The sequence below is a fragment of the Micromonospora sp. CV4 genome, assembly GCF_003667455.1.
Taxonomy (GTDB): Bacteria; Actinomycetota; Actinomycetes; order Mycobacteriales; family Micromonosporaceae; genus Micromonospora.
The window spans coordinates 21,015-27,726 of record NZ_RCVI01000404.1 but is presented as its reverse complement, the minus strand read 5'-3'; the positions used below and the strand labels follow the sequence as shown (position 1 = coordinate 27,726).

Below are 6,712 nucleotides of genomic sequence, written 5' to 3'. Positions count from 1 at the left end.
GCGGACCAGGCTGTGGCGGGGACGGCGTCCACCAGGGCGCGGATCACCGGGGCGTCGCGCCACTGGTCCTGTTCGGCGAGCAGGCCGAGGGCCACCACCGACTCCTCGACCTCGCCCACGCACTCGAACGGCTTGTGCCCGTCCACGCCCAGCAGTTCCCGGTAGCCGGGGATCTGCTCCGGGTCGGCGAGCAGGTCGCCGCCGAAGATGTGGGTGACTCGCTCCCGGGCCATGAACGGCGCCATGGCCAGGAAGACGAACCGGCACTTCGGGCAGTCGCGGCACCAGCGCTCGCTCGCGTCGCGCAGCTTGAACGCCTGGTTGCAGCTGGTCACCACGTCGTCGTACCGGGTGAACTCGGCGAACAGCCGGGCGATGTGCAGCTCGGACAACGAGCGCAGCAGCGAGAAGTACGGCTCGGTGAGGCCGGCGTGCTCGGCCAGCGCGCCGCGCAGCAGCCCCTCCGCCTCGACTCCCTTGGACCACTGGTGGTTGATCTCGTGACCGTTCCAGACCAGGTTCGGGTCGGACGCCGAGCGCTCGTTGGACATCACCACCGGGCCCAGCCCGTGCAGCACCGCGGTCGCCACCGCGATCAGCGAGTTGATCGCGGTGACCGGGATGTGGCCGTTCAGCGCGCCGGCCGCGTTCAGGTCGAACAGCACCGGGTCGATCCGCCGCCGGGCAGCGAGGGGGATCAGCCCGGACGCCTCGTTGACCGAGACGATCACGTGGTTCGGGTTGACCGAGAACGGCACCGGGTCCAGCTCGGCCCGGCGCAGCGCCTCCAGGCTGACGATCGAGTCCTTGCCGCCGCCGACCGCGGAGAGCGGACGGCGGTCGGAGTCGTCGTAGACCCGGGCGGGCGTCACCGCACCGGTCGGCACCTCCGGGCGCAGCTCCAGCACGTGCGGCAGCTGGTTGCGGTACGCGTACTCCGCGAGGCCCTTGGTGTAGACGGCGGTGACGTAGTCGACGGTGGCCGCGCCCAGCGGCGCCGGCAGCACGAGGCGGGGCGGAGCGGCGGCCTTGTAGTAGCTGACCCCGGCGACGAGGTGCAGCACCTCCAGCACCCGGCCGAGGGTCGCCACCGTCTCGTCCGAGGGCGGCTCCGCCGGCAGCGGAAGGGTGATCACCTCGGTGAACCGCTGCTCACCGCCCGGGCCGGTCAGGGCATAGTCGAACAACACCTCGCCGGTGGCGAAGTCGATCGAGTAGGACGGGAAGGTGAAGGCGTCCATCCGCCGGAGCTGCTCGTTGGGCACACGCCATACTAGGCCCTGGTTCGTCCGGCCGTGTCCGGACCGGGCCCGCCCTGCCGCCGCCGCGACCCCCGAGGAGAGCCCAGTGCGCCTGTCTGACCTGCGCGGACGTACCGTCGCCGTCTGGGGCACCGGCCGGGAGGGCCGGGCAGCTGTGACCGCGATCGCCGCGCACGGCCCGGCCGGGATGGTCGCCGTCGACGACAGCGCGAACTTCCTCTCGCTGCCCTGGGACGGCCCGCTGGCCGAGGCGGCTCCGCTGGTCACCGGCGAGGCGGGTTTCGAACGGCTGGCCGCCGCCGACGTGGTGGTCCGCTCGCCCGGTGTGCCGCAGACCCACCCGTGGCTGGTGGAGCTGCGCCGACGCGGCGTTCTGGTCACCCAGGGCACCGCGCTGTGGATGGCCGACCACGCCGCGCGCACCGTCGGGGTCACCGGCAGCAAGGGCAAGAGCACCACCTCCAGCCTGATCAGCCACCTGCTCACCGCGATGGGCCGGCCGAACGTCTTCGGCGGCAACATCGGGGTTCCCACCCTCGACCTGCCGGAGGCGGAGCTGTACGTGCTGGAGCTGTCCAGCTACCAGTGCAGCGACCTCACCGACTCGCCCCGGGTGGCGGCGGTCACCGCGCTCTTCCCCGAGCACCTGGACGCGCACGGCGGGGAGCGGGAGTACTACCGGGACAAGCTCAACCTGCTCGCCCACGACCCGCAGACGATCGTGGTGAATGGCGCCGACCCCCGGCTCGCCGACGAGCTGGGGGCCCTGCCGGCGGTCCGAGCGGGTCGGCCCGACACCACCAACGTCGCCACCGGCGCCGACGGCACGCCCTGGTTCCACCTCGGTGACCAGCCGCTCTTTCCGCGCGCCGTGCTGCCGCTGGTCGGCCGGCACAACGAGGGCAACCTCTGCGTAGCGCTCGCCGTGCTCGACGCGCTGGGCGTCGACGTGGTGGCCGGCAAGGACCACCTCGCCGTGGCGGTCGCCGAGTTCCAGGGGCTGGCCCACCGGCTCACCGAGATCACCGACCCGTCCGGGTTGACCTTCGTCGACGACACCCTCGCCACCAGCCCGTACGCGGCCATGCACGCCATCGACGCGTACGAGGGGCGGCCGTTGACCGTGATCGTCGGCGGCAACGACCGGGGGCTGGACTACTCGCCGCTCGCCGAGCACCTGGCGGAGCGGGAGCTGACCGTGATCGGCATTCCGGACAGCGGCGCCCGCATCGTCGAGGCGCTCGCCGGCCTGCCCAAGGTGCGGGCCGAGCTGGTCGACGACCTGGTGGACGCGGTGCGGCTGTCGCGGGAGCTGACCCCGGCCGGTGGGGTGGTGCTGCTGTCCCCGGCCGCGCCGAGCTACGGCCGGTTCCGCAACTTCGAGCACCGCTCCGAGGTCTTCGCCGAGGCTGTTCGCGACACCGCCGGCTGACCCCCGGAGCGACCCTCGGGTTGGCGGGAACGGTTCAGCGGGGTCGTGACGGACGCCGGCGCAGCCAGGAACGCCGGGCCGGCACCGCCTCGTCACCGAGGTCGGGCTGCGGTTGGCCGGTCCCCTCCCGCCGCCACCGGTTGCCCTGCTGGTCGGTGAAGCACAGCTGCACCGTCGCCGATGCGTACCCGCTGAGGTCGACGCTGCGATCGACGTTGATGAACAGCTCCGCGGCGGCCCCGCCGTCGAGCCGGTCGACGGGGCCGGTCACCGTGGCCACCGGCACCCGACGGCCGCCGGGGCCCGGGTCGCCGGTGTGCACCACCGGCGTGGCGGCCAGGTCGAAGACCGGCCCGTCGCTGTCGTTGGCGACCCGTACGCGCAGGACGCCCTTGCCCTCGGTGCGGGTGGTGCTGGAGACGAGCCGCGCCTGTCGGGCCAGCGCGGCCCGGTCCTCGCGGCGCCGGGCCCGCAACTCACGGCGCAGGCTGAGCACGCCGAAGAGCAGCGTGCCGACGGTGCCGAGGCCGCCGAACCAGTCCGGGACGGATCCCCAGTCGACGCCCCATCCGACCGGAATGAACGCCAGAGTCTCCACAGTCGACATGCGTCCACGGTAGTCGCGGTACCCCAGTCCGCCCTCGGCTCCACCGTTCAGCGGCACCCACCGGCCGTCCCGCCGACGGGACTGCATCTTTCATCCTGGTGCGGCTGCGCGGAGTGTTGGCGTGCGCTTCAGCGGGTAGTGTTGGGGTCACGGATCACGCGGTCGGCCGCCACCCCCTCGGCGTGGACCGACCATCGTGGAGCCTGCCGTCACGCCCCTCCGGGAGGCCAGATGACCCACCGTCGCCCCACCCTTCACCGGCCCGGCCGGACCCGGCCAGCCCGTCTCCTGACGGGCCGTCCGGAGCGCGGCAGCCCGGAGACGCGCCGAAGGGAGACGGGCCGCACGGAGCCGGGCCGATGACCGCGCCGGCACAGGGCACCGGGTTCTCGATCATTCCGCCTCGCCGCAACCGGCTGCCGCTGCGCGGCCGCGACGAGCTGGTCGAGACGATCCTGCGGGCCGCCGAGCCGCCCGGCGGCACGGTGCGTGCCCCGGAGGAGGCCACGCAGATCCTCTGGGGGCTGGGCGGCTGCGGCAAGAGCCTCACCGCTCAGGAGGTGGCCCGCCAGCTCGAGGAACGTGGCTGGCTGGTCTGGTGGATCTCGGCGAAGGACTCGGCGCGGGTCAGCGCCGGGATGCGCGAGGTCGCGGGCCAGCTCCAGGCTCCGGAGAACCAGCTCGACCTCGCCTGGGCCGGCAAGGCCCGCAGCCCGGTGGAGTTGGTCTGGGACCTGTTGAACAACTCTCACCGGCCCTGGTTGCTGATCTTCGACAACGCCGACGAGCCGACTCTGCTGGCCCCCGCCGACGGGCAGGTCGCCGACGGCACGGGCTGGCTCCGCCAGCCGCGTACGGCCAACGGGCTGGTCCTGGTCACCACCCGGGACGGCCGACGGGACACGTGGGGCGAGTGGTCCACGATGTACCTGGTGGACGAGCTGTCGCCGGAGGACGGCGCGCAGGTGCTCGTCGACCTCGCCGGCACCGCCCCCGGCAGCCTGGCCCAGGCGACCGGGCTCGCCGCCCGGCTCAAGGGGCACCCGCTGGCGCTGCGCGGCGCCGGCACCTACCTGGCCGAGGCCAACCGCATCCCGGTCGGCACCACCCGGTCCTCGATCCGCACCTACGACGACTACCGGGAGGCACTGGACCGGCGCACCGGCACCGGCATCCGGCGCAACGGCTCCAGCGGCTTCGACATGGCCGTCCGTCCGGTGGTGCAGTCCTGGGAGATGTCACTGGACCTGCTCGCCGGGCGCGGGCTCGACCAGGCCCGGCCGGTGCTCCGGCTGCTGGCGTGTCTCGGTGACGCGCCGATTCCCTACGCCGTGCTGCTCGACCCGGTCCGGCTGTCGGCCTCGCCGCTGATCGGCGAGATCGGCGAGGACCGGCTGCGCGAGGTCCTGCGTTCGTTGGCGGACTTCGCGCTGGTCGACCTCGGGGTGATCGAGTCACTGCCGGCCCAGTCCCCGGTCGCCCACGTGGTCACCCTGCATCCACTGGTACGCGAGCTGATCCGGGACCTACCCGACGTGGTGGCCGCTCGGGCGGAATACCACGAGCTGGTGCTCGACCTGCTGGACGCGCTTCGGCTGCGCGACCCGGACCGCCCTCGCGAGGAGGAGTTCGACCCCGACGAGCCGGACAAGTGGGCGAGTTGGCACCTGCTGGCACCACCCACGATGGGCGCGGTGTTGGATTTCCTCGACAGCGGCGACCTGCCCCGGACCCGGCCCGACCTGCTGGACGTCGCACTCGATCTGGCCCGGCTGATCGCCCGCTACATCCTGGCCGTGGGCCTGCCCGGGCAGGCGGAGATCTTCCTGGACCTCTGCCTGGCGGGGTGCCGCCGCATCGGCGTCGACCTGAACGGCCGGCCGGCGCTCAGCCTCCGCCACGAACGGTGCCGGGCGGCGCTGGAGCAGGGGCATCTGAGCTGGGCCGAGACCGAGCTGCGCGCCATCATCCCGGCCCGGGAGGCGCTGCTCGGACGGGAGCACCGCAACACTCTGGCCAGCCGGCACAAGCTGGCCCGGACCATCCTGGAACAGGGCCGGTGGCACGACGCCGAGGACGAGCTGCGCGACATCGTCCAGGCGGAATACCGGGTGCGCGGCCCCGAGGACCGGGACACCATGACCGCGCGGCACAGCCTGGCCCGCGCGATCGTCTACCAGGGACGGTACGCCGACGCGCACGCCGAGCTGGCCGAGATCCTGGAGATCCGCCTGCGGCACTGGGCGCCGGACCACTTCGAGACCCTGACGGTCCGGCACACCCTGGACCTGTGCCGGCTGCGCGAGGGTGAGGTCGAGGAGGCCCTCGCCGACCTCCGCGAGATCCTCTCGACGGACAGCGCCAAGCGGCAGGTCCAGCACGTCGCGATGATCGCCGCCCGGCACACCCTGGCGGAGTGTCTCATCGCCACCGGCGCCACCGCCGAGGCGGAGAAGGTGCTGTCCGGGGTGGTCAAGGACCGGCGGCGGATCCTCGGCGACGACCACGCCGACACGGTCCGGGCCGAGACCGACCTCAGGAAGCTTCGTGGCGAGTGACGGACGGGACGTCGAGGTCCCGCTCCGGTTCCGCAGCCAGCCTGACGAGGAGCTGATGTGAGCGATCAACTGCGTCGCCGGGACCGACTGACCGCCGAGTCGCTGCGGGAGTTGGCGTCCGGTGAGATCGACGTGATCTGGCACCGCGAGTACTACCCGCCGGAGCAGTGCGACGCCGCGCTGCCCCGGGTGGTCCGCGCCGTCGACGAGGCGAACTTCCTGCTCACCAAGGAGTTCACCAGCGTCGGCACGTCGATGGGCGAGGTGGCGAACGGCGGCGACAGTGTCGAGCGCTACCTGGACACCGCCGCCGACACGACCCGGCTGATCCGCCACGACGTGTTCGCCGAGCAGCAGTCACCCACCGACCTGATCCGGCTCGACCTGGACGAGATGTGGCCGTACGGGGCGACGGTCGGGCGGCACGACGGTCGCATGATGCTGCCCGGTGTGCTGCGTCGGATGACGCCCGGTGGTCGGGGCCGCCCGCACATCGACCGCCGGCAGATCCCGCTGCTCGACGCGTACCGGCTGCACCGGCGGTTGGGGGTGAACATCTACCTGGAGGTGCCGGAGCCCGGCGCGGGTGGCGAGATCGACTTCTGGGGGACGCTGTCCGAGGAGGAGTTCGTGGCGCTCAAGGCCGACCCGTTCGACTACGGGATCGAGCCGGAGCGGGTCGGCCCACCGTTGGACACCGTGCTGCCCGGCAAGGGCGATCTGGTGATGTTCGAGGCGGGCCGGATGCACGGCGTCCGCGAGGTGCGGGCGGGCTGCCGTACCTCGGCGGCCTGCTTCATCGGCGTTCGCGCGGAGACCGACCCGCTGCTGATCTTCGCCTGAGGAGCCACGG

General features: G+C 72.8%; 5 protein-coding genes. 3 read left to right on the top strand and 2 right to left on the bottom strand.

The genetic code is table 11. The features are described from left to right. Positions 1-1,265 (bottom strand): hypothetical protein (locus EAD98_RS27630; protein ID WP_121656888.1); only part of this gene is annotated, 1,265 nt, incomplete at its 3' end. Positions 1,266-1,347: 82 nt separating this feature from the next. Here EAD98_RS27630 and murD point away from each other — a divergent pair. Then, on the top strand, positions 1,348-2,694 hold the full coding sequence (gene murD, locus EAD98_RS27625; protein WP_121656887.1) for a UDP-N-acetylmuramoyl-L-alanine--D-glutamate ligase: 1,347 nt from the start codon (positions 1,348-1,350) through the stop codon (positions 2,692-2,694). Between the two features lie 34 nt (positions 2,695-2,728). Here murD and EAD98_RS27620 read toward each other — a convergent pair whose 3' ends face one another. Further along, positions 2,729-3,301 carry a hypothetical protein gene (locus EAD98_RS27620; protein ID WP_147457503.1) on the bottom strand — a complete coding sequence of 191 codons (573 nt, stop codon included), beginning with the start codon at positions 3,299-3,301 and terminating at the stop codon, positions 2,729-2,731. A 359-nt stretch (positions 3,302-3,660) separates the two neighbouring features. On the opposite strand from EAD98_RS27620, the gene EAD98_RS27615 reads away from it, so the two are divergent. Then, a complete protein-coding gene (locus tag EAD98_RS27615) occupies positions 3,661-5,859 on the top strand; it encodes a tetratricopeptide repeat protein (RefSeq protein ID WP_121656885.1) in 2,199 nt (732 codons plus the stop codon). Positions 5,860-5,916: 57 nt separating this feature from the next. Then, a complete protein-coding gene (locus tag EAD98_RS27610; RefSeq protein ID WP_121656884.1) occupies positions 5,917-6,702 on the top strand; it encodes a 2OG-Fe(II) oxygenase in 786 nt (261 codons plus the stop codon). Positions 6,703-6,712 lie beyond the last annotated feature (10 nt).